Annotated in this window: 22 protein-coding genes and 1 pseudogene; 8 read left to right on the top strand and 15 right to left on the bottom strand. The window is 35.4% G+C overall.

Annotated features, from left to right (window positions below; genetic code table 11):
- Window positions 1-119 precede the first annotated feature (119 nt).
- The 3 genes from rpsO (at window position 120) to BUA89_RS19645 (ending at window position 3,655) form a co-directional block, all read left to right on the top strand.
- Window positions 120-389 carry a 30S ribosomal protein S15 gene (gene rpsO, locus BUA89_RS19655; protein ID WP_072962740.1) on the top strand — a complete coding sequence of 90 codons (270 nt, stop codon included), beginning with the start codon at window positions 120-122 and terminating at the stop codon, window positions 387-389.
- 227 nt (window positions 390-616) lie between these two features.
- The gene (locus tag BUA89_RS19650) at window positions 617-2,839 is read left to right on the top strand and encodes a polyribonucleotide nucleotidyltransferase (protein ID WP_072962737.1); all 2,223 of its coding nucleotides are present in this window, start codon (window positions 617-619) and stop codon (window positions 2,837-2,839) included.
- Between the two features lie 381 nt (window positions 2,840-3,220).
- Entirely contained in the window at window positions 3,221-3,655 is a 435-nt protein-coding gene (locus BUA89_RS19645) for a cold shock domain-containing protein (RefSeq protein WP_072962734.1), read from the top strand.
- A gap of 697 nt (window positions 3,656-4,352) precedes the next feature.
- Here BUA89_RS19645 and BUA89_RS19640 read toward each other — a convergent pair.
- From BUA89_RS19640 to BUA89_RS19630, 3 genes are all read right to left on the bottom strand, one after another.
- Window positions 4,353-4,808, bottom strand: a complete 456-nt coding sequence (locus tag BUA89_RS19640; RefSeq protein ID WP_072962731.1) for a DUF2383 domain-containing protein — start codon at window positions 4,806-4,808, stop codon at window positions 4,353-4,355.
- A 169-nt stretch (window positions 4,809-4,977) separates the two neighbouring features.
- Window positions 4,978-5,847, bottom strand: coding sequence for an alpha/beta fold hydrolase (locus tag BUA89_RS19635; RefSeq protein WP_072962781.1), 870 nt, complete (start codon window positions 5,845-5,847; stop codon window positions 4,978-4,980).
- A gap of 175 nt (window positions 5,848-6,022) precedes the next feature.
- Window positions 6,023-6,574 (bottom strand): TetR/AcrR family transcriptional regulator, encoded by a 552-nt coding sequence (locus BUA89_RS19630; protein WP_072962728.1) that lies wholly within the window; start codon window positions 6,572-6,574, stop codon window positions 6,023-6,025.
- A 130-nt stretch (window positions 6,575-6,704) separates the two neighbouring features.
- Here BUA89_RS19630 and BUA89_RS19625 point away from each other — a divergent pair, with 130 nt between their 5' ends.
- Window positions 6,705-8,174: a hypothetical protein gene (locus tag BUA89_RS19625; RefSeq protein ID WP_072962723.1), complete on the top strand. Its 1,470-nt coding sequence runs from the start codon at window positions 6,705-6,707 to the stop codon at window positions 8,172-8,174.
- Window positions 8,175-8,381: 207 nt separating this feature from the next.
- Entirely contained in the window at window positions 8,382-8,849 is a 468-nt protein-coding gene (locus BUA89_RS19620; protein ID WP_143152406.1) for a hypothetical protein, read from the top strand.
- Between the two features lie 33 nt (window positions 8,850-8,882).
- Here BUA89_RS19620 and BUA89_RS19615 read toward each other — a convergent pair whose 3' ends face one another.
- Window positions 8,883-9,623 (bottom strand): SDR family NAD(P)-dependent oxidoreductase, encoded by a 741-nt coding sequence (locus BUA89_RS19615; RefSeq protein WP_072962717.1) that lies wholly within the window; start codon window positions 9,621-9,623, stop codon window positions 8,883-8,885.
- Between the two features lie 141 nt (window positions 9,624-9,764).
- On the opposite strand from BUA89_RS19615, the gene BUA89_RS19610 reads away from it, so the two are divergent.
- Window positions 9,765-10,121 carry a winged helix-turn-helix transcriptional regulator gene (locus tag BUA89_RS19610; protein WP_072962714.1) on the top strand — a complete coding sequence of 119 codons (357 nt, stop codon included), beginning with the start codon at window positions 9,765-9,767 and terminating at the stop codon, window positions 10,119-10,121.
- Between the two features lie 199 nt (window positions 10,122-10,320).
- On the opposite strand, the gene BUA89_RS19605 is transcribed toward BUA89_RS19610, so the two are convergent.
- From BUA89_RS19605 to queG, 5 genes and pseudogenes are all read right to left on the bottom strand, one after another.
- A complete protein-coding gene (locus BUA89_RS19605) occupies window positions 10,321-11,613 on the bottom strand; it encodes a cryptochrome/photolyase family protein (protein WP_072962778.1) in 1,293 nt (430 codons plus the stop codon).
- Between the two features lie 20 nt (window positions 11,614-11,633).
- Window positions 11,634-12,092, bottom strand: a complete 459-nt coding sequence (locus BUA89_RS19600) for an SRPBCC family protein (protein ID WP_072962710.1) — start codon at window positions 12,090-12,092, stop codon at window positions 11,634-11,636.
- 271 nt (window positions 12,093-12,363) lie between these two features.
- Window positions 12,364-12,965: pseudogene (locus tag BUA89_RS19595) on the bottom strand (murein L,D-transpeptidase catalytic domain-containing protein).
- Between the two features lie 57 nt (window positions 12,966-13,022).
- Window positions 13,023-13,700 carry a TIGR02117 family protein gene (locus tag BUA89_RS19590; RefSeq protein ID WP_072962705.1) on the bottom strand — a complete coding sequence of 226 codons (678 nt, stop codon included), beginning with the start codon at window positions 13,698-13,700 and terminating at the stop codon, window positions 13,023-13,025.
- A 376-nt stretch (window positions 13,701-14,076) separates the two neighbouring features.
- Window positions 14,077-15,015: a tRNA epoxyqueuosine(34) reductase QueG gene (gene queG / locus BUA89_RS19585; RefSeq protein WP_072962702.1), complete on the bottom strand. Its 939-nt coding sequence runs from the start codon at window positions 15,013-15,015 to the stop codon at window positions 14,077-14,079.
- Between the two features lie 108 nt (window positions 15,016-15,123).
- Here queG and BUA89_RS19580 point away from each other — a divergent pair, with 108 nt between their 5' ends.
- Window positions 15,124-15,423, top strand: coding sequence for a rhodanese-like domain-containing protein (locus BUA89_RS19580; RefSeq protein WP_072962698.1), 300 nt, complete (start codon window positions 15,124-15,126; stop codon window positions 15,421-15,423).
- Window positions 15,424-15,449: 26 nt separating this feature from the next.
- Entirely contained in the window at window positions 15,450-16,070 is a 621-nt protein-coding gene (locus BUA89_RS19575; RefSeq protein ID WP_228420636.1) for an HD domain-containing protein, read from the top strand.
- Between the two features lie 262 nt (window positions 16,071-16,332).
- On the opposite strand, the gene BUA89_RS19570 is transcribed toward BUA89_RS19575, so the two are convergent.
- From BUA89_RS19570 to mutY, 6 genes are all read right to left on the bottom strand, one after another.
- Entirely contained in the window at window positions 16,333-17,109 is a 777-nt protein-coding gene (locus BUA89_RS19570; RefSeq protein ID WP_072962690.1) for an alpha/beta fold hydrolase, read from the bottom strand.
- 15 nt (window positions 17,110-17,124) lie between these two features.
- A complete protein-coding gene (locus BUA89_RS19565) occupies window positions 17,125-18,114 on the bottom strand; it encodes an NAD(P)H-dependent flavin oxidoreductase (protein WP_228420634.1) in 990 nt (329 codons plus the stop codon).
- An 81-nt stretch (window positions 18,115-18,195) separates the two neighbouring features.
- The gene (locus tag BUA89_RS19560; RefSeq protein ID WP_072962685.1) at window positions 18,196-19,566 is read right to left on the bottom strand and encodes a peptidylprolyl isomerase; all 1,371 of its coding nucleotides are present in this window, start codon (window positions 19,564-19,566) and stop codon (window positions 18,196-18,198) included.
- A gap of 89 nt (window positions 19,567-19,655) precedes the next feature.
- The gene (locus BUA89_RS19555) at window positions 19,656-20,579 is read right to left on the bottom strand and encodes a PfkB family carbohydrate kinase (RefSeq protein ID WP_072962681.1); all 924 of its coding nucleotides are present in this window, start codon (window positions 20,577-20,579) and stop codon (window positions 19,656-19,658) included.
- Between the two features lie 27 nt (window positions 20,580-20,606).
- Complete coding sequence (gldD, locus tag BUA89_RS19550; RefSeq protein ID WP_072962677.1) at window positions 20,607-21,167, bottom strand: gliding motility lipoprotein GldD; 561 nt, start codon at window positions 21,165-21,167, stop codon at window positions 20,607-20,609.
- Window positions 21,168-21,436: 269 nt separating this feature from the next.
- Window positions 21,437-22,483, bottom strand: a complete 1,047-nt coding sequence (mutY, locus tag BUA89_RS19545) for an A/G-specific adenine glycosylase (RefSeq protein WP_072962673.1) — start codon at window positions 22,481-22,483, stop codon at window positions 21,437-21,439.
- Window positions 22,484-22,510 lie beyond the last annotated feature (27 nt).

The raw sequence follows: 22,510 nt of genomic DNA, 5'->3' as shown, positions 1-22,510 counted from the left end.
AAGAAATTTTTAACATTTTTTTCTATTAAAATTGATAAATGAAATCAATAATGTTGGCAGAATGAAAAATAAGTCGTATTTTTGCAGCCGTTACATAATAATCATTAAACAATATTGGAATGTACTTAACAAACGAAAAAAAGCAGGAAATTTTCGCAAAACACGGAAAATCTGCACAGGACACAGGAAGTGCTGAAGGACAAATTGCACTTTTCACTTTCAGAATCAACCACTTATCTCAGCACTTAAAAGCTAACCGTCACGATTTCAACACAGAGAGATCTCTAGTGAAATTGGTAGGTAAGAGAAAAAGTTTACTAGATTACCTTAAAAATAAAGATATCGCAAGATACAGAGCAATTATTGCTGAATTAGGTTTAAGAAAATAATCTGTAGAGATTTAAAGATAAAAGCAACTTCGAAAGAGGTTGCTTTTTTGTTTTCATAATTTAAAGGGATGATTCATGAAAAATATCTTGAATTAACACCTTAAAAGTGCAATATTTTGCGGGCAAAAATTCAAAAAATCATTATAATACATTACCTTTGCAAACGAAAATTTAAAGAGTTTAAATATTAATCGTACTCAATACGGAGTACATGAAGACAATTTTATATGAGTATACCTCAAGCGTTTACAGAAACGATTACTCTTGCAGACGGAAGAGAGATCACTATTGAAACGGGGAAGCTGGCGAAACAAGCCGACGGATCCGTAGTTGTAAAATGTGGCGGAACGATGCTTTTAGCAACGGTTGTAGCCAATAAAGAAGCAAATCCGGGTGTAGATTTTTTACCATTAACGGTAGATTATAGAGAAAAATTCTATGCAGGGGGAAGAATCCCAGGAAATTTTTTCCGTAGAGAAGCAAAACCTTCTGATGATGAAGTATTAACCATGAGATTGGTGGACAGAGTATTGCGTCCGTTATTTCCTGAAGATTTCCACGCGGAAGTACAGGTAATGATCTCATTGATTTCTTATGATAAAGCAGTTATGCCTGAAGCTTTGGCTGGTTTGGCGGCTTCTGCAGCAATTGCCATTACAGATATTCCTTTCGACGGACCGATGTCTGAAGCGAGAGTGGTAAGAATCGACGGAGAATTATCCGTAAACCCAAGCTACGAAAACTTACTGAAAGCGGATATCGACATTATGGTGGGGGCTACAAAAGACTCGATCGTAATGGTAGAAGGAGAGATGAAGGAGATTTCTGAGCAGGAAATGATCGAAGCGATCAATTTCGCTCACGTTGAAATTAAGAAACAAATCGAAGCTCAGGAAAGATTAGCTGAAAAAGTAGGTAAATCTTTCCCGAAAAGAGAATATTCTCACGAAGTTCATGATGAAGATATTCGTGAAAAAGTTTGGAAAGAAACTTACGATAAAGTATATGAAGTAGCGAAAACGCCTTCAAGCAAAGAAGAAAGAGCAGAAAAATTCAAAGCGGTACGTGAGGAATTCCTTGCTCAATATGTGGATAATGCAGAAGAATTGGAAAGAGTAACTCCTTTCGTAAAAGTGTATTATCATGATGTGGAAAAAGAGGCAATGCGCCAAATGATCCTTGAAGACAATATCCGTCTTGACGGTCGTGATCCGCAAACGATCCGCCCGATCTGGTCTGAGATCGACTATCTTCCGGGAGCTCACGGTTCTGCTATCTTTACAAGAGGTGAAACCCAGTCTTTAACGGCTGTAACTTTAGGTTCTGTAAAAGATGCCAACATGATCGACAGCGTCATCACGCAACACGACGAAAAATTCTTCCTACATTATAACTTCCCTCCATTCTCAACTGGTGAAGCAAGACCTTTAAGAGGAACTTCAAGAAGAGAAGTAGGACATGGGAACTTAGCTCAAAGAGCTTTAACGGCAGTTATCCCTGCAGAAAATCCATATACGATCAGAATTGTTTCTGATATCCTTGAATCTAACGGTTCGTCTTCAATGGCAACAGTTTGTGCAGGAACATTGGCATTAATGGATGCAGGTGTGCAGATCACGAAGCCTGTTTCAGGTATTGCAATGGGTCTTATTACGGATAAAAAATCAGGAAAATGGACGGTTCTTTCCGATATCTTAGGAGATGAAGATCACCTTGGAGATATGGACTTTAAAGTAACAGGAACTGCTGACGGTATCACAGCTTGCCAGATGGATATTAAGATCCAGGGGCTTTCCATGGACATTATGGAAAAAGCTTTAATGCAGGCAAGAGACGGAAGATTACATATTTTAGATAAAATCACGGAAACTATTGCTGAACCAAGAGCTGATGTGAAGCCACATGCTCCGAAAATGGTAGTAATGGAGATCCCGAAAGAGTTCATCGGTGCAGTAATCGGGCCTGGTGGAAAAATCATTCAGCAAATGCAGAAAGATACGGATACAGTTATTGCTATTGAAGAAATTGGTGAGATCGGGCGTATTGAGATTGCGGGAACAGACAGAGAGAAAATCAATGCTGCTGTTGCGAAGATCAACGAAATTACTTTCGTACCGGTTGTAGGCGAAGTTTATAAAGGTAAAGTAGTGAAAGTAATGGATTTCGGGGCTTTCGTAGCGATTGCTAAAGGTACAGAAGGATTACTTCATATTTCTGAGATCGAATGGTCCCGTTTAGATAAAGTTCCGTATGCGGAAGGTGATGAAGTGGAAGTGAAATTCATGGGTTATGATGACCGTAAGAAGATGAAGCTTTCTAGAAAAGTTTTATTGCCAAGACCTCCGAAACCGGAAGGGAAACCAAGACAAGACAGACCGGAAGGGAAACCAAGACCGGAAGGACAACATCAGGCTAAACCTCAAGGTGAAAAACCTGTAGATCAGGCTTAATATAATAAAAACCATCGAAATATTTCGATGGTTTTTTTATGATACAAAATGACTATTTTAGGCTGAAAATAGATTCTTATAAAGTGAATTGAAACTCAATTATTTAAATCGGAAAAGAGTTGTTTTGTGTCTTTATTTTTCGTACATTTGTATATTATCTTAAAGACAGGTTCTCTGCTTTCGCAGTGTTGTGATTATTTGAAATCATTCTATTTTCGTTCATTACGGTTGTTATAAGAACAACCATTCAAATAAAAAATACAACCGGAAAACATATTGCATCTCTTTTAGAAAGATGTATTAATACATGTGATAAAGGTTTAAATATTATGGTATTTAGGCTTTAAACGTATTCAGTAACAATTAAATTTTAAAAAATATATGGCGGATTCTTTCTCTAAAAAAGAAAATTTCAAGAAAAAACAGCAAAAACAAAAAGAAAAAGCTTTACGTCGTGAAGAGCGTAAAGAAAACAATGCTAAAGGCAAAAGCCTTGATGAGATGTTTATGTATGTAGATGCCAACGGACAGTTGACTTCTACTCCACCGGATAACGCAGAAAGAGAGGAAATCAACCTTGACAATATCCAGCTAGGTGCAGCTCCGATCGAAGCTGAAGAAACGTTAAAAACAGGAATCGTAACTTTTTTAAGTGAAAAAGGATATGGTTTCATCACAGAAGATAAAACGAAAGAAAATATCTTCTTCCACAACAACAACTGCATCGATCAGATCAAAAAAGGTAACAAAGTATCTTTTGAAAAAGAAAAATCTCCGAAAGGATTTTCTGCGGCAGAGATCAGATTGGTAAAATAATTAATCGGTAAAAGATTAACTCCAAGATATAGCAATATAGTAAATCCCTCATTTTTGAGGGATTTTTTTGTTTTTTTAATAATATTAAATTTAAGTCACTTGTATTTAGAAAAAGAAGAAGAGAAATATGTCCTGTCCTACCATAGCATTACACAAAAATAATTAATGTTATGGAACAATTTAAATAAGTATAATTTTCGATAAATTCAATATATAAAAACTGTTGATAAGGATACCAAAAATCAATACAGCAAACTGTAACTGTAAATGCAGATAAGAAGTATAAAAAATATACTATAGAAAAGGAAGATACCGACAGTGCGTGGAACTAAAGTAATCAATACGGCGGCGGTAACTGGCTGCTTTTGAATAAGGGGTCTCGTCATCAATGAGGTGACCGAAAGGATTTCTATGGCCACAAGTTTAGGCAAAAGAACATGATCGATTTGAAAATGCAGTGCAAACTGACAGTCAATATAAATTCCTTTTACGTCTTTAAAGTTTTAATTATTCGCAGCGTGGCCTGCGTATTTTATTTAGACACTAATTCTACTGCTGATATAGAAAAGTAGTAACAATAAAGAGAAAACAAAAAAGCTCTTCAAGAATTTTATATAAAGAAGTCACAAAATTACAATACATTCATTTTGTGAAGTAGCACATTAAAATATTGCATTGCAATTTTATGACCTTATTTTTACTTACGATACTCAAGCATTTTTTCAAACTGATGATGGTACGTTTCGAGATCGTGAAGGTGATCTTTCAATATTTTTCTGGTCTCTTCCGAAAAATCGCCCTTATCCAAAGCATTCCGGTAACTTTCAATCGCAGATTTTTCTCCGAATATTACATTTTCCAAAGTAGAATTAACAGAATTTCCGGTAGTGAATGAATTTTTAATACTAATCCATGCTCCGTGGAGTGCACCTCCAACAGTCCCTGAATCATCAAACGTAATATTGTCTTCCTGCAATATATTGATTAGCTCATTTTTCATGACTTTTGATTTGGAAATGAGTTTATCATATTCCGATTTTACATCCGGATAGCCTTCCCAGACTACCCCTTCTACCTTTTCAAATCCTGAAATCCTGTCGTTGGTGATATGAACCAGATCTTTGATAAGGTCCTGAGAATTTTTAGTTTCCATACATTAATATTTTGGTGGTTTAAAAAAAGTACAGCAAGAATGTTGCCTTTGTGTAGTTTTCATTAATTTATCTCAAAATGTTCTTTCTGTCAATTCATTTTCTGTTTTAAAATCAGGTATAGTTGTCATTAAATAAAAAAACCTCCGAAAATTCAGAGGTTCTCATACTTTATTTTGGAAGGGTTCTCAGAAACTTTACAATTTCCTGTCCAATTTCATCGACATGGGTTTCCAGGGCAAAATGTCCCGTATCAAAAAATTTAACGATCGCTTCAGGCAGATCTTTCTTAAAAGCTTCTGCACCCGCCGGCAAAAAAAACGGATCCTTATTTCCCCAGACAGCTAGCAAAGGAACCTGAGTTTCCCTGAAATACTGGTGAAAAGAAGGATACAAAGCCACATTGGTTGCATAATTTTTAAATAAATCCAACTGCAGTTCATCACTATCTTTACGGTCAAGGAAAAGCTGATCCAGGGTATACGTTTCCGGAGCAATCAAACTTTCATCTTCTACTCCATGAATGTATTGCCATTTCGTCATTTCGGGAGTCAGTAATTCCCTTAATGCATTTCTGTTTTCTTCATTGGGATCTGACCAATATTTTTGAGTGGTAGCCCAGTTTTCGCTTAAGCCTTCCTCATAAGCGTTTCCGTTTTGAGTAATAATTCCTGTTACTTTTTCAGGATTAGCAAGAGCGAGACGGAATCCTACGGGTGCTCCGTAATCAAATACCTGAACCGCAAAACGCTTCAGACCCAATTGATCTATAAATCCCTGAATATATTCGGTAAGATGATCAAAAGTATAGTCAAATTCTTTATAATTCGGAGCATCAGAATATCCGAAACCAATCAAATCCGGGGCAATAACCCTGAATTCTTCGCTTAAAAGAGGAATTAAATTTCTGTACATGTGTGATGAAGTAGGAAATCCATGCAGCAATAAAATAACGGGAGCGTCTTCCGGGCCTGCTTCACGGTAGAAAATAGTAAGATCGTTTACTTTGGTTGTCAGGTGTTTTACAGGATTTGTTTTCATATTGTAAAATTTTAAATTAATTTTTAAAACAGACAAGTTTGTTTTTTTTAATTAATACAAATATCGTTTTGTTTTTATTTTTCAAAAGTAAAAATAATTTTCAATTTAAAAACAGACAAGTCTGTTTTATTTTAATTAAAAGAATTAATTAACTGGAAATCAATTTAATTAATTTCTACTTCAACAGTTTTTCAGCAATTTTCTTAGCATTAATTACAGGAAAAACATCATCATGAACTTTGTTTCCGGCTAATGCTCCTTCAAATAAAGTATAAATTTCGTCTGTAAGATCTCCTTTTCCGATAGGTTGCAGAAGCTGACGGAAAAGCTGGCGGACATTATTTTTTTGTTTTTTAATCTGAGTGCGAATGGCTTCATCTTCTTTAGTAACTTCTGAAACAACATTTAAAAAATGACATCCATAATATTCTTTCTGCTGAACAAGTTCTACCAAATAATCAAAAACTGCTAAAACTTTTTCTTTCGGATCATTAACTTTTTCGGTGGCTTCTTTCAGTTCTTTGTCCGAAACAGCACCTTCAGATTCAAGATAAGCCATTAAAATCTCTTCTTTTGAACGAAATGTAGTGTAAAGTGTAGATTTTACCACTCCGGATTCTGCAATAATCTGGTTGATCCCCGTGCTGGTATATCCCTGCTTGTAAAATAGTCTTGAAGCCGTTTCGACAATACTTTGTCTCACAGAATTTTTTCTTTCTCTAGCCATATTCAAAGGTAATTAAATTAAAATAAACAGACAAGTCTGTATTTTAATGAAAATATAACACAAAAAGGTGATTGTGTTCATTTTTATTTAGATGTAAATTCGAACTGTAAAACTTATAACTAAAACTGCCATGAAATTATTCACTATCGGAGACAGCATCAGTCACGGATTTATGTCCGGAGCCGCTGCAAAAACAGAACTCTGCTACTCTACTTTAATTGCCCAGCAATTAGGAATTAAAAATTATCAGTATCCGACCTGGCCAAAAGAAGGAATGCCTGTAAATATTGAAGAGGTTTTCAGAAGACTTGAAAAAGCGTATGGTTCCGGTATAAGCACTTTGGAATGGGTACATGCTTTAGCTAAAACAATTCCTGCCTATCTTAATGAGGTGGAAAAATATTATGAAAGAGGAAAAGGTGCAGCCGATCAGCCTTACGAGGGAGGTCAGGAATATTTTGACAATGTTGCTGTAAGAGGTTTCAATGTTTCAGATTCCTGGCTGATGACGCCTAAATATTGTAAAAAACAAATTGAAGCGAATAGAACAAGAAACGGAATATATTCCAGTGTGGACAATAGCTTTTTGAGAACGGCACTCCGTGTTTTGAATCCTCAGCTTCTACCTGAACATGACAAAAAATCTCAATTGGACTGGCTGAAGTATCATTCTGATAAAGAAGGTGTTGAAAATGTGATCATTTGGTTAGGTGCTAATAATGCTTTGGGAACCATTGTAGATTTAAAAGTTCATTTTACAAAAGGTAAGGGTGAAATTACAAACGCACCTAGTGATACTTTTGCAGATGAAAATAAGAAAGTTTATAACCTTTGGCATCCAAAAGATTTTGAAGCAGATTACAGGGAATTACTCAACAGAATAGACAGAATTTTAGAAGGTAAAGACACAAAAGTATTTTTGGGAACCGTTCCGCTGGTAACCATTGCACCTTTAGCAAAAGGGGTGGGCGAAACTTTTACTGTAAAAGTAGAAAACCAGCAGACTGGTGAAAAAGAAGATGTTATTTATTCTAAATATTATACTTATTTTCCGTTTGATGAAGATTTTGCTTTTAAGACAGGAATTAATTTAGGCTTCAATCAGGTTACTCATATTGATAAATGTATTAGGGAATACAATAAAATTATCAAAAGATTAGTTGCTGACAGAAACGTTACACACCCAGGAAGATATACAATTATCGATTACAGCCAGATGCTGGACAGCATGGCTTTCAAAAGAAACGGAGGAGCGCCGACCTATGAGTTTCCGGAATATTTTGACTTCCAATATCCACTCCCAAATACGAAATATTACCATGCCGATACTGATGGAAATTTAAAGCAAGGCGGGATATTTTCTCTTGATGGCGTTCATCCTTCAGCCATTGCCCATGGATTGATTGCCTACGAAACTTTAAAAGTCATGCAAAACGCAGGCGTTCCTGATGCAAATCCAAACGCTCTGAATTGGGACGAAATTATCCAATCCGACACACTTTATACCCAACCTATTTCCGTAATACACGAAATATATGACAATACGAAACTTGCAGAATGGCTTATGACCATCTTAAAGAAAATGAGAAAAGAACAATAAAACTATTAACCTAATGATGCAAGACCTCTGGAAAATATTTCCGGAGGTTTTTTAATTTAGAATCTGTTTAAATTTGAGTTACTTAAAGAAATCACTTGTATCATTTTTAACAATTTATTTATTTTCGCTTTTCAAAAAAATTTCAATTTACTCTCACATCTAGATATACCACTTATGCCGACCAATGTCTCCCGAAAATTGATCTCTATGACGGATTTCGTCATTGAATATTATGCAAATGAAGGATATGCCGACCTCCAGACATTGAATCTGATGAAAAATTATGCCCAGCTTCTGAAGAAAGATTTAACATTGGGAATGTTTATTCCTGTAGATTCTAATGGTCAGATTCTGAAAGAACCTCAACATTACGAGAATAGAAAATCGTTTGAAAACAACAGCTCCAAAACAGATGATCTTACTGACAACGAGGCGATCAATGAATACAAGCTGTATCAAAAAGCCAGGAAAAAATGTATTTTTGAAGGTTTTAAACTGGCATACAACGGCTATTCTGTCGTAAGAATTGAAGCTACCTATAATCCGGCCATCGAATTGTCTTTTACTAAAAATGATTTGTTGCCTCAAGTGTACACGGATGTAGAATCTCTTCTTCATTTTGATGAAATATATCTGAATACCACAGCCTTAAAAAAAATTGGCATCAATAAATGACACCAATCTTTTTAATAAATTTAAAGCAAATTCTTAACTAATAGAAAGCCCGCCATCCACCGGAAGGATAACTCCTGTCGTCCATTCGGAGCCGGAATTCAGTAATAAAACTGCTTTTGCCACAATATCGTCCACCTGTCCTCTTCGTTTTAAAGGGATTGAAGAACTTTCATTTTCATGGATCGCCTGAATATTCTTCTCGTCAAATCCTGCTTTTTTAAGGATAGGAGTTTCTGTCGGCCCGGGAGCAATAGCATTCACCCGAATTCCCTGAGGGGCAAGCTCGAGTGCCCAGATTTTCGTTATCATATTTAAAGCGGCTTTTGCAGAACCATACGCGGTTGTCTGTGCATACGGCTTGATTCCGTGGCTGCTGCTTATATTTAATATCTGCCCCTGCGTTTCGGATAAAAAGGGAAGACAAGCCGAAGAAAGAACGGAGGGACTGATAAGATGAGCTTTGTACATATTTTCCATTGATTTCTGTGTAATTCCATGTAGTTCTCCCAATTCCACATGCCCTGCATTGTTGACCAAAACATCAAGTCTGCCATTCCAATTTATTTTAATAAAATCAACAATGGCAGTTTCTGAACCGTCCTGCATACTGTCATAAACAATAGTATTCATCTGAGGCATTTCATTTTTAATTTCCTCTAATTTCTGTACGTCTCTACCTGTAGTTAATACATTCCATCCTTTGTTATAAAAATAAAATGCAATACCTTTACCTATACCGGAAGATCCTCCTGTAATTACAATATTTTTTGTCATAATTTTTAAATTCTTATGCAAAGTAAAAGACAAAACAACTATAAAACAACAACTTACAGACAGGTAAGTAACTATCTTCCAAGTTTGCCTTACTGACTCTAAGACAGTTGTAAAGGAAAAAAATTTTAAAAAAATTCATCGATGAGCTATAATAGAATTTCAACTTTAGATTGTGAAAATAATCCGAATTCCGATTGTGCCGTGGAGGCTGCGCTTGCCATTTTGGGTGGCAAATGGAAGCTTAAAATCTATAAAGCGATCCGTTCCCGCGAGATCATGAGATTTTCCGAATTGCGTGAAAACCTTGGTGAAATTTCGGATAAAACCTTAACGATGCAGTTGAGAGAAATGGAAGAAGACCAGCTTTTGATAAGAATTGTTCATCCTGAAGTACCTCCAAAAGTAGAATATAAGCTTACCGATCTGGGAAAATCATTAGAAACCGTGTTTTTAGCTCTCGATAATTGGGGTAAAAACTATATTCAGCAAAGAAAATAAAATTTCACAATAAAAAAGTGATGAAAAGATCATCACTTTTAATTTATAATATTCTCAAATTAGTTCATATTTTAATATTTCCGAAACCAATCAAAAGCCTTTAAAATAAGCTGCTATAAAATACTGATTTTTAGTTTATTTAAATTTTATTACTATCTAAAAATAATCGGAATTTTTATAATCGTACATTCACCGGTAATTATTCCTTTACCGCTTTTCCGTAAACTTCCAAAGCTCTTTTTCTGGCAAAAACATGCTCTACCATCGGTTCAATATTCATCTCTTTTTCTGAAAGCCACTGCTTGATATACTTTTGATCTTTATCGAATTTTTTAGTCTGTTCCGAAGGATTAAAAACTCTGAAATAAGGTGCAGCATCACAGCCACAACCTGCTGCCCATTGCCAGTTTCCGTTGTTGGAAGACAGTTCGTAATCCAATAATTTTTCTGCAAAATATGCTTCGCCCCAGCGCCAGTCGATCAGCAAATGTTTTGTTAAGAAACTTGCCACCACCATTCTTACTCTGTTATGCATAAATCCCGTTTCATTCAGCTGTCGCATTCCGGCATCCACAATGGGATATCCAGTTTTTCCTTCGCACCAGAGCTTAAATTCTTTTTCGTCATTCCGCCATTGGATATTATCATATTTTTCTTTGAATGAATGACGGACCACTTTCGGAAAGTGATACAGAATCTGCATAAAAAACTCTCGCCAGATCAACTCATTCAGCCAGGTTTCGTTGTGTTCTGAGGCAAACTGAACACATTTTCTTACGGAAATTGTTCCGAAACGTAATGCAATTCCCAAACGTGTTGTATGATCCAAAGCCGGAAAATCCCTGTATTGATCGTAATCGTCAATGATTGATTTCTTTAGAGCAGGCTTCTGAAAGTAAAGATCAGTTTTCTCAAATCCAATATCCTTCAAATCCGGAATTTTCGGTGCGGAATACTGCAAAAAAAGAGAAAAATCGGTTGGATAATTTTCAATGGCATTCAAATGTAAAGCTTCTTTCCATTTTTTAGAGTAAGGCGTGAAAACCGTGTAGGGCAATCCATCTTTTTTCACCACTTCCTCTTTTGCAAAAATCACCTGATCTTTAAAGCTTTTAAAATCAATTTCATTTTTACGAAGAAAATTTTCAACTTCTTTATCACGTTTTATCGCTTGAGGCTCGTAATCTTCATTGCAGAAAACGGCTTCAATATCAAAATCTTGGGCTAGTTTTTTAAATATATCCAAAGGATTTCCATGGAAAACAGACAATCCGCTTGTATGAGTTTTTAATTCTTCATTGATTTCAGTTAAAACCTGATGAATATAATCAACTCGTCTATCGGATTTATTTTCTAATTGATCTAAAATATCGGTATCAAAAATAAAAATCGGCAATACTTTCAAACCATTTTTCAATGCGTGATGCAAACCGCAATTATCCTTTAATCTAAGATCTCTTCTGAACCAGAAAATATTTATTTTATTCTTCATTTTGGATTTACTCATGAAATTTATTGATTGAAACGATCTTCCAGAATTTGGTATCGGTAATTAAAAATATGCTCCAGCTTGCTTCTGACGAAAAGTTTGTGTGCTATTTCTCCCAAAAATCCCAAAGGAAGTTTATAATCTACCGTATCTTTCATCAAAACGCCATTTTCGTTTTCTATAAATTCATGATGGTGGTGCCATAATTTGTACGGTCCGTTTTTCTGAAAATCTGTAAAGCTCTTTTGAAAATCAACCTGAATAATCTCTGTTTTCCATTTCATTTTGATACCCAATAAAGGTGAAACGAAATAATCGATGATCATTCCCTCAAAAATCTCATCGTTTTTAAAATGGGTTAACACAACGAATTTCATGTCTTTCGGGGTGATTTTTTCCAGATTATTGGCGGAAGAAAAGAATTTCCATGCGGTTTCGATATCGCAGTTTAATTGCTGTTCGCGGTAGAGCTGATGTTTCATGATGACAGGTTTAAATAACAGATTTTGTTATACAAAAATCAGACTAAAAATTCTAATCTGAAACTTTTGAATTAAAATATCAGTATGATTTTTCAGATTGCATAAATTTTTAGTGAATAGTCCGTGTACGTTTTAAAATCGGCTGTTATCCTAGCCCCGATTGCAGCATTTGTTTGAGCTCATTTTTTATGATTCTGCGCGGCGGCTCCGCCGCCGCGCAGAATCATAAAAAATAGCGAGTGCGGAAAGCGGGAAATAGCTCCCAATATACTCACTTATTAAAAATCCACATCAAAACAGGTTTCTCAGAACTTTGAAGAATAGGATCGATTTCTTTCATGGCATTATTGGAAATCGTGGGACATCCCCATCCTTCGGGAGAACCTTTTGGAAAAACTTCTTCATCACTCATCAGATTCCACGAGTGAAAAACAATAAACCTTTTCAAAGAATTGCTGTTGGTTTCCTCCAAACCATGCATCAGGTATTTCACATGAATTCCCCAATCGCTGTAACCCCGTCCTTCCAGTTTGTATTTCCCAGTGCCGAAAGATGACTTCCGTCTTCATTGCTGAACTTGGGAGCATCCTTCGATTCGTCACTACTCCACTGATTTGAACCGCAACCGTGACCAACCAAATATTGTTTTGAAACGGAATTTGTCTTAAAATCCCAAACAAAAAATCTTTTCACCCCTGAATGAAGACTCATATCAATCAAAATGCAAAAGTCTGTATTAAAATTCTTGGATTGGCAGAACTGTAAGGCTTCCTGAGCTTTACTTTTTATTTTATCTGAATTGACTTCAGGTTTGTTTTCAACAGGAATTTCAGGAATTTGATCATGGCTGATATTTTCTTTATTTGATTCCATTTTACATGAAACCAAAAGAAAAATGGAAAGAATTACACGTAAAAAATTCACCGGAAGTTATTTGTAATGCTGGAAAATCCCGGAATCTGTGGGCGTCCAAAGAGCAGCTTTTTGCCCGGCAGCTTTTAAAGCATCGTTCGCCCAGGTATTGCAGGTATCAAGAAAACTGTATTTTCCCTGTGCATCATAGAATGCATCATTATCGCCGTACACCGCATCAGTAGGAATCAAAACATAGTTTCCATTTGCATCTTTATCAAATTTTTCATCCACAAATTTCACTAAATCTTTATATTGATTTTTACTGATCATAATTATTTTACAGTCGTCACCTTCTTTCATTGCTTTGTAATATGTACAATGCATTGCCGACTCGCTTAGCCAGAATGCCGCCTTAAAAGCCGTAGAAAACTTCAGATCGGCCCAAGTCGGAGTGTCGAGATAGAAACCTTTATCTCCCCAACCTATGCCAACGAAATTATAATCAACCTGTTTGGATTTTATATTATTGAAGGGAATTTTCGTGCTCCAATCCTGTAAATCGTTCTTAACGGGCATTACGATATCCGTGTGAACTCCGTTGGTGTAAATATAAATCGGAATTTCTTTCCTCTGTCCGTCATCTTTCGCTGAAACTTCAATAAAAGGCAGTAAATAACCCATTGCAACGTAGAAAACAATAATTCCTACAATGATTCCTAAAGTTTTGAGAATAAGAAATAACATTTTTTTCACCTTTATGTTTTTTAAAATAATTAATAAAAATTTAATCTACAATTTTTCGTAAAAGTATTTGTTTTAATCGAAATTTTCGCTAAATTTAAGTACAAAATATATTAAAAATATGCACAAAAACACGAAATCTAACAAAAGATTTAAAGTAAGAGTAAAAGTAGCTCCAAAAAGAGTACAAAAAAAACGTTGATTTTTGGTGAGATTTAATCTTCCGAAAGTTAATTTTTCTTTTTAGGAAAGACTTTTCATCATTTCTACTTGTAAAAATCTTCACCTCCTTAAAGACAGAAAATTTAAGGGATGGTCGACAACCCGCTTTACTCTGGAACTTCAAAAATTCCGGATAAGGGTTTATCCGCAAAAACGTAAGCTATTTTTACTCTGAAGATTTTTCCAAAAATTCAATATTTCGTTTCAGTCCTGCAAATTTTGTACGTTTTACGGGAGATTTTCTAAAAATTTCTGAGAACAATTCCTGAGTTAATTCTCTCCACTCCCCTTTTTTGAAATTCTTCAAAGCTTCATTCGGACTGAATTTACTCTGAAGATTCGGTGCCGAAAATCGGTTCCAGGGACAAACATCCTGACAGACATCGCAGCCGAACATCCAATCGTCCATCTTATCTTTAAAATAATCGGGAATAGCATCTTTCAGTTCAATCGTTGCATAGGAAATACACTTGCTTCCATCCACCAGTTTTTCAGAAATGATGGCATTGGTAGGACATGCATCGATACATTTCCTGCAGGTTCCGCAGTGATTGGTGGTTTCATGATCGGCAATTAATTCCAGATCACAGATAATTTCTGCTAAAAAATAGAACGAACCGTTTTGTTTGGTAATTAAATTGGCATTTTTACCCACCCATCCAATTCCTGATTTTCTAGCCCAACTTCTTTCCAAAACAGGCGCAGAATCTACAAAAACACGAAAACCGAACTCACCGATCTCCTCTTGCAACTCGGCGACCATTTCTCGGAGAATGTCTTTAATCACTTCATGATAATCTTCTGCATAAGCATATTTTGAGATCTTAAAATTTTCAATGGTAGAAATTTTTTCTTCCGGAAAGTAATTATAAGAAAGGGAAATGACTGATTTTGAACCCTCCACCAGCAATCTTGGATCGAGTCTTTTATCAAAATAATTTTCCATGTATTTCATTTCACCATGAAAATTATTCTTCAGCCAGGCTTCCAATGGTTTGGCATCTTCTTCCAGAAAATCTGCTTTCGAAATTCCACAGCTTTGAAACCCAAAACTTTTTGCTTTAGACTTTATTAATTGTGAATATTTTTCAGCGTTTGAATTCATGAATTTTATAGTGCAAAATTAAGATTATTTTATAAATTTGTTTGGAGTTTGGAAAATGAGTATTTCATTTATCCATTAATAATTTTTTTAACACAAAATATTTAAACTATGTCTTTAGCAGAAGTTATAAAATCAGGAAATTATGAATTAATCGACGTTCGTGAACCTATGGAATTGGAAATGGACGGAAATATAGAAGGCGCTAAAAATATTCCCTTAGGAGAAGTAGAAGACAGACAGGATGAAATTCTTTCTATTGAAAAGCCGGTCATTTTGTTTTGCAGAAGTGGAAACAGAAGCGGAAAAGCTTTAGAATATCTTAATTCTCAGGGATTGAAGGACGGCTACAACGGCGGAGGCTGGGCTGAACTGAAAGCAAATCTGGAAGCAAATCAAGGAACTTTTTAAAGTTCCTTTTTTATTTAAAAATTATAATGATGAATGTAAGAGAAAGATTTTCACAAAACTGCTTAGAGTTTACCCAAGATCATTATCTTATTGAAAACTTATGGACTGAAATTGAAAAGAAATATTCCGAAAAAGGCAGACATTATCATAATCTGGAACATTTGGAGAATATGTTTTCCGAGCTCGATTCAATAAAAGATAAGATTGAAAATTGGATTGATATTTCATTTGGTGTTTTTTACCACGACGTTATTTATGATGCCACATCAAAAGTAAATGAAGAAAAAAGTGCTGAATTTGCCAAATTAAGGCTTGAAAAATTAAATTTGAAACAAGGTTCTATCGATAAAATTTCGGCACAAATCATCGCTACAAAAGTTCACCAAAAATCTGAAGACAATGACATCAATTATCTTTTGGATGCCGATCTTTCAATTTTAGGAAAAGATTTGGAAATCTATTTAGATTATACAAAAAAGATTCGAAAAGAATATTCCATTTATCCTGATTTATTGTATAAACCCGGAAGAAAAAAGGTTCTGAAACATTTTTTAGAACTTGAAAATATTTTTAAAACTGATTCTTTTAGAGAAAAATATGAAGTGAGAGCGAGGGAGAATATTTTGTTTGAAATTGAGAGTTTGTAGATTATTCAGCACGAATACACGAATTTTGAGGAATCTTGATGTTTTTATTTTATCTCTGTTGTTGAGTGAATTCTCATAAGTGAAACGGTTTGGTGAGACTTTAGTATTTAATAGAAAAAGCTTTGTGGACTTAGTGTTCAAAATAAATTAAATAAAATTGATCAATTCCCAACTTTGAGATTGATCAATTTTAAGTTTGGCTAAAGCCAAAAAATCTGTCTGAAAAATTGCAAGCGGACTAAAATCCTTTTCTATTGATATTTTAAGAATTCAAAATCTTATGAATAAATTCTCCTGATCTTTCTAAAACCACTTCCGGATTTTCCTTATGCGGTGTATGCCCGATGTTTGGAATGATGAATTTTTCTGCTCTTCCGCTTACCTGCGAAACCGTTTTTTCAACCTGATCCAAAGTTCCGTATTCATCACCTTCTCCCTGAATAAATAATAACGGACTTGTAATATTTTTCAATAGATATTCAATATTCCAGGATCTGAAGCGGTCACTTAACCAGATTTCCGTCCAGGCTTTAACGATCATTTCAACTTTATCACCATGATATTTTTGCAGACGTTCGGAAAGATTGGTTGTCCGGTAAGCTTCCCAGGCATCTTTCACCCCTTTTACCGTGATATCCTCCAAGAAAATATGTCCGGCTTCACAAATGGTCGCTTTTACTTTTTCGGGGTATTTTGAGGCTGTAATTAATGCAATTGTGCCGCCATCACTGTGACCAAAAAGAATGACTTCATCTATTTTTAATTCATTTAAAAGATCATTCAGCACATCGGCTTCGAGTTCCATGTAATTGTTTTCTCTTTCATGAGTCGGCATCGGAAAAGATTTTCCGTATCCTAAACGATCGTATATCAAAGTATTACATTGGGTAGCTTCCGCCAATTTTGCGGGAAAATCCCTCCAAAGCTGAGTAGAACCTAAAGAATCGTGCAAAAAGACAATCGTCGGTTTATTTTTAAATGAATTGTTGTATTCTGTATAAAGTTTTTTACCATGTACATCGATAATCCTTCCTTCCATTGAACTTTAAATTAATTATAAACTTGGGGTATTTGTATTTCTAAACTCTTCCAATAAATTTTTGAAAACGGTTTCCACAGGCAGAATATCATCAATTAAAGCCGAAACCTGACCGATTTCTAATTCGCCGTCTTCCAGATCACCTTCAAACATTCCTTTTTTGGCTCTTGCACGGCCCAAAGAAGCGATAAGAGATTCTTTATTTCGTCCGACGTTATAAATATCTTCAAGCTCGTTAAAGAACTTATTTTTAACCATTCTTACAGGTGCCAGTTCTTTCAAAGTTAAATGTGTATCGCCTTCCTGAAGTTGTGTGATTTTCTGTTTCCAGTTTTCGTGTGCGCTTGCTTCCGTTGTTGCGGCAAAACGGGAACCGATCTGAACGCCGTCTGCTCCAAGAATCATCGCCGCTTTCATCTGTGAACCTAAAGCTATTCCCCCTGCTGCGATCAATGGTTTTGAAATATGTTTTCTTACGTTTGGAATCAAACAAAAAGTTGTTGTTTCATCTCTTCCATTGTGTCCCCCTGCTTCGAAACCTTCTGCAACAACAGCATCAACACCTGCATCTTCGCATTTCATAGCAAATTTTGTTGAGGAAACTACATGCGCTACTTTTATTCCCTCTTTTTGAAGAGTTTCTGTGTAAGCTTTAGGACTGCCGGCAGAGGTGAAAACAATCTTCACACCTTCTTCCAGAATAATATTGATAATTTCTTCTAAATTGGGGTAAAGCAAAGCGACATTTACACCGAAAGGCTTATCCGTAGCTTTCTTACATTTCTGAATATTTTCACGCAAAATATCGGGATACATACTTGCCGAACCAATTAATCCCAATCCGCCACAGTTTGAAACCGCTGAAGCCAGCCTCCATCCCGAGTGCCAGATCATCCCGGCCTGAATAATCGGATACTGAATATTAAAAAGTTCTGTAATTCTATTTTGGCTTTGCTGCATTTCCTGAAGCTTTTTAGCTGAATTAAAATCTATAAAGTTACTCATGCCATAAAAATAATAAAAACAAAGATTTCATAAAGCTTAAACATAAAAAAAACCTCCAGAAATTCTGAAGGTTTTGATATATTATTTTTTAACCGCATCTTTTTTCCAGGTTCCCTTGAAAGCACAAGAGTCATAACGGCCATCAATGGAAATAAATGTTGTCGGAAGTTTCGAATTGACGAACTTTTCGACCATTTCGTTTCGCTTTTTATTGAGTGCCATCTGTTTTACCCTGTCGTAATCCGTTTCCAGCGTAATCTGGTGTGCAGGAATTACATCTTCTACTTTAATGATCTTCACTACTTTTCTTTTTCTTTCATCTTCATCATCAAAAGCATTGGTAATATCTCCTTTGTTCAGTCCTGCCAATTCATAACTGATTGTCCCCGGAATAGTTTCTCTTTCGATTTTGTTAGAACCATCAGAACCAGGAATGATTCCTGCGTTGAATTTCGTTCTTTTATCATCAGAAAACTTGAAAGTAGCATCTTTGAAAGTCATTTTACCACTGTTAATCAACCCTCTGATACTATCTAATTTCGCTTTTGCAGATTTTATTTCATCTTCTGTAGGTGTTGCCATTAAAAGAATATGCCTTGCATCATAAATCTTCCCTGATTTTTTTACCAGCTGAATGATATGGTATCCAAACTCCGATTCAATAGGATCTGAAATTTCTCCTTCCTGAAGGTTAAGTGCTGCCGCCTCAAAAGGTTTTACCATCTGTCCTTTGGAAATATTTTTCATTAAACCACCAGTGGAAGCAGATCCCGGATCTTCAGAATAAATTCTCGCCTGGCTTTCAAAAGTCTCTCCTCCTTCAATATCTTTCTTAATCTTTTTAAGCCTGTTGATTAAATCATCTTTGTGAGCTTCTGTTAACTTAGGATATATCATAATCTGAGACAATGAAACCTCATCTTTGATCTCCGGCAACTGTGTTTTAAACATATTGTAAAAATCAGTTACCTCATTCGGTGTAACGTCGGCCTTTTCGGTAACTCTCTGATATTTTGCCTGTCCGTAATATTGGTCTGCATCGATTTTTTCGATGGCATTTTTCATTTCGTATCCGTTTCTGAACTTATACGCAGCCAACATTGTTTTTTCGTCAGGAAACTGAGAAAGCAACTGCGTATATTTTGCATTCGCCTGTTCTTTAATCGCTGCAGAACGGTTTTCAATTAAAGTATCTTTTTTTGCTTCGTAAACAAGAAGTTTGTTATTAAGAAGGTTTTCCAAAAACTCACACTTATCGATATTAGAAGTTCCCTGCTGTTTTGCGTAATTCATCTGTTCGTTTACATCAGACTCCAAGACAATTTCATCACCGATTACAGCAGCAATACCATCCACTAATTCTCCCGGCTTCAGCTGAGCATTCATCATATTTGTACTGAACAACATGATGAAAATTCCAAAAAGAAAAGTGATCTTAAGTTTATTTATCATTTTACTATTTTAAACAAGTTGCAAATTTAGAATTCTTAATGAATTACACTAAATTTTTTATTATAAATATTTCTTAAAAAAGGACGTATTTACGATAGCTCAACATCAAATGTTGTTAATTCTTTAAATTGGTTCAATCTGCTGAACACATCAGATTCGTTTACTTCCTGAATTCTTTCGGTACCGAATTTTTCAACCGTGAAAGAAGCCATTGCAGAACCTACGATTAATGCAGATTTCATTGTATCGAAATCGAATTTTCCTTTTTTAGCCAAATATGCTGCAAAACCTCCTGCGAAAGTATCTCCCGCTCCTGTCGGGTCGAAAACTTCTTCTAATGGTAAAGCAGGAATCGCAAATACTTTATTATCATGGAAAAGCAAAGCACCGTGTTCCCCTTTTTTAATAATAACATATTCAGGCCCCATTGTGTGAATCTTTTTCGCTGCTTTTACCAAAGAATATTCTCCGGAAAGCTGTCTCGCCTCTTCATCGTTAATAGAAATGACGTCTGTCTTTGCAATCATTTCCATTAAAATGTCCAAAGCAGAATCCATCCAGAAGTTCATGGTATCAAGGATTACCAGTTTCGGACGGTTGTTCATTCTTTCAAGAACTGAAAGCTGTACGCCAGGGTGAAGATTCCCTAATAATAAAATCTCCGCATCCTGCATAGAATCCGGGATTTTTGGATCGAAGTTTTCCAAAACATTTACTTCAGTTGCCAAAGTATCTCTTGTATTCAGGTCATTGTGGTATTTTCCTGACCAGAAGAAAGTTTTTCCTTCTTTTAAGATTTCTATTCCCTCGATATTTACCTCTCTGTTGGTAAACATATCAAGATGCTCCTGCGGAAAATCTCCTCCCACAACAGAAACGATCCCAGACTTAACGCCCAAAATAGATGATGTGATCCCGATATACGTGGCAGCACCTCCTAAAATTTTATCCGTTTTTCCAAATGGCGTTTCGATTGCGTCAAACGCAACACTTCCTACAACTAAAAGTTTCATATTTTTTTCAAAGTATTTTAAAAGTAATTAATTTTTCCATTCAAATGTGTCCAGCAGATGTTTCATATCTTTTTTGATATAATCCACCGCGGGAGCCAAAGAATCCGGTTTCGGTCTTGTATTAAAGTATAAATAGGCAGTTACAAAATGTTTTGTACTGTCTGTAATGTAAAACTGGAGATTGGAGGCACTCTGCCCTTTCAGCTCGTAGAAATTTCCGTATACCTTTTTTTCAGGATATTCGAAAGATTTTGTGTCGATTGCACTTGCTTTAATGGTATGTTCGTAAACCATTTTTTCAGCCTCCTGAATGTGAGCGGCAAAATCATTCTGTATCGGATAATAGGTTACAAAAATCTTCGCTTTCATTTTCGGATAGTTCAGGTAATACCAGCAAGGCTTTTTTGCATTTGTAATTTTTGCAAAATCAGAATACTCAAATGTATAATTACAGTTGTTTTCAAATTTCTGATATTTTGGTGCCGGATATTCCAAACGAAGTTCTCCGTAAGGCTTTGGAACAGTATCCTTATTTCCGCATGAAAGCAAAAGCAGGGCTACAAAAATAAAAATGGCATTTTTAAACATTTTGCAAAAGTACAAATTAGATTTCAGATATGGGAAGACAAATTTCAGCATTTCAACGAGTTTATGTTGATTTGACTAAACCTAAATTGTTTTAATGCAAAGAGCGCAAAGTTTTTTTTGACGACTATTCGTTTTTAAGTTCGCAAAGGCGTTTCACTTAACGAAGACCAAGAAGATTTTGACTGATAGCTGTAATTCTGAGCGAAATGAAATGGAGTAAAGAATCCATATCTACAACGCTGTGAACTTCCAGCACCCATCTCCTATCCCTAAAGAATTCTATATGCTGTATCATAACTTTGGATATAATTTTCCAAAGGTTTCGGGAAAGATCTTTCATGCGAACCATCAACATCCGTTACAATGTATTTGTTTTCGTAAATAAAATTATTCCAGATTTCTTCTGAATCTACTTCTACATTAAAAATTTCGATGCTTAAATTTTTGTGCGTCAGTTTATGATTAACCGTTTTTACACTTTTTATGAAAGGATTTAGATCATCAGAAATCACCGGTGGAAATTCAAACAGCTTTTTCCAGATGAAATCATCTTTTCTTTGCTGAATCAAAAACTGACCGTTTCTGTGAACGAAATAATATTTTAGCTCTAAATCTTCTGCCTTTACTTTTTTTGTTTTAACAGGAAATTCTGAGATTTTTTCTAATGAAAAAGCTAAACAATCCTGATTTAGCGGACATTCTCCGCAAAGAGGATTTTTCGGCTTGCATATTTCTGAACCTAAATCCATCATCGCCTGATTGAAGTCACCAACATTTTCAGGTAAAATTAAATGAGCTAATTGAGAAAAATAATTAAATGCTCTTGAATTGGAAATATCAAAATCATCGGCAAAAAGCCTGCTTAAAACGCGGTAAAAATTACCGTCAACTGCCGGGATCTTTCCGTTAAAACAAATACTGGAAACTGCGGCTGCCGTATATTTCCCGACCCCTTTTAATTTTAAAATTTCTTCGTACTCATCAGGGAAAATGCCATGATAATCGTTCATGATCTGCTGAGCCGCCTTATGAACATTGATTGCTCTGGAATAATAACCCAAACCTTTCCAAGACAGTAAAACTTCGTTTTCTTCGGCTTCTGCTAGTGTTTTTACATCCGGAAACCTTGTAATGAAATTATTGTAATGTCCTAATCCCTGAGCAATTCTCGTCTGCTGAAAAACAATCTCACAAATCCATATTTTATAAGGATCTTTTGTTTGTCTGAAAGGCAGATCTCTGGCGTTTATTTTGTACCAGCTAAGAAGTTTTTTGCCAATATGTTTAAAGTCTGAATCTTGTTTTGTCTTTTCCAAAAAGCCGTCTCATTTTATGTCTGCAAA

The organism is Chryseobacterium arachidis, assembly GCF_900129245.1.
Taxonomy (GTDB): domain Bacteria; phylum Bacteroidota; class Bacteroidia; order Flavobacteriales; family Weeksellaceae; genus Chryseobacterium; species Chryseobacterium arachidis.
This window is presented reverse-complemented; position numbering and strand designations above follow the sequence as displayed.